This window comes from Cellulomonas sp. P4_B5_2 (genome assembly GCF_056402235.1).
Map to the genome: position 1 here is coordinate 1 of NZ_JBFUHU010000504.1, position 1473 is coordinate 1473.

Here is a 1473-nt window from a genome sequence, read left to right on the forward strand (position 1 = left end):
CAGCTGCTCTGCTGGGCGCTGCGGTGGCGGCCCACGCGGTGGTTCCCCTCCTCGGCTCGCCGCTCGACGCGATCGCGCCGGTGCTGCGCAGCGTGATCGCCCAGCGCGGCCTCGTCCGGGCGTCGGACCTCGCGCGCGAGGCCGACCTCGCGGTCGGGGTCCTCTACCGGGAGGTGGAGCAGACGCTCGGCATCACCCCGGAGGCGTTCCTGGCCGCGGTCCGGTTCTCGGCGTTCGTGCGGGATGCGGTCGGTCCTGGTCCGGTGCGACCGGGCGACGCGCTGGCCGTCCTGCGGTGGTATCTGCGCGCCGGCTACCCGCCGCGGGAGGTGGAGCGGTTCACGGGGCTGACGCACGTGGAGCTGCGACGCCTGGAGGAGGGCATCGCCGCGGCGCTCGGGGTCGCCGCCTGACGTTAGGGTTTCTCCTCGTGAGCGAGCGCATCAGGGTGGCCGTGCTGGGCGCGGCGGGACGCATGGGAGCGACCGTCGTCCGGGCCGTCGAGGACGCCCCTGACCTCGACCTCGTCGCCACCGTCGACGCCGACGGGGACCTGTCCGCAGTCGTCGACGCGGGCGCGCAGGTCGCCGTCGACTTCACGGTCCCCGCCGTCACCGAGGGCAACGTGCACGCGCTCGTCGATGCCGGGGTGCACCTGGTCGTCGGCACCACCGGGTGGGACGATGAGTCGCTCTCGCGCGTGCGGGACCATCTGGCCGACCGCCCCGGCGTCGGTGTGCTGGTCGCCCCGAACTTCGCGCTCGGCGCCGTCCTGGCCATGGCGTTCGCGGCGAAGGCGGCGCGCTGGTTCGAGTCCGTCGAGGTGATCGAGCTGCACCACCCGGACAAGGTCGACGCGCCCTCGGGCACCGCGCGGCACACCGCGACGGCGATCGCGGCGGCCCGCGCGGCCGCGGGTCTCGGGCCCGTGCCGGACGCCACCACGCAGACGCTCGAGGGGGCGCGGGGCGCGGACGTCGACGGTGTCCGGGTGCACGCCGTGCGCCTCCGGGGGCTGGTCGCGCACGAGGAGATCCTGCTGGGCAACGCGGGCGAGCAGCTGACCATCCGGCACGACTCGTTCGACCGCGTGAGCTTCATGCCCGGTGTCCTGCTGGCCGTCCGCCAGGTGGGCTCGCGGCCGGGGCTCACCGTCGGGCTCGACCACCTGCTCGACCTGGCCTGATCGTGGCAGCGCGCTCGAGCCGGCTCCGCTGGGCGTCCCTCGCCGGCGCCGTGGCCCTCACCGGCCTGCTGGGCCTGTACGTGTGGCTGGTCGCCACCCGGGCGACGGCCCTGGTCCGCACCGGGGAGCCCGTGGGCGTCGGTCTGGGGATCGCGTTCTGGATCCTGCCGCCGCTGGTGATCTGGCTGGTGGCTCGGGAGTGGCGGCTGGCTATCGACGTGCAGCGGATGGCCGACGAGCTCGCCGCGGCCGACGAGCTGCCGATCGACGACCTGCCGCGCTCACCC

At 75.2% G+C, this 1473-nt stretch carries 2 protein-coding genes and 1 pseudogene; all 3 read left to right on the forward strand.

Annotated features, from left to right (window positions below):
- On the forward strand, positions 1-413 hold a 413-nt coding region (locus AC1DUQ_RS21670; protein WP_477074630.1), incomplete at its 5' end, for a hypothetical protein.
- Positions 414-430: 17 nt separating this feature from the next.
- Entirely contained in the window at positions 431-1186 is a 756-nt protein-coding gene (gene dapB, locus AC1DUQ_RS21675) for a 4-hydroxy-tetrahydrodipicolinate reductase (protein ID WP_477062936.1), read from the forward strand.
- 2 nt (positions 1187-1188) lie between these two features.
- Positions 1189-1473: pseudogene (locus AC1DUQ_RS21680) on the forward strand (hypothetical protein); the annotation flags it as partial.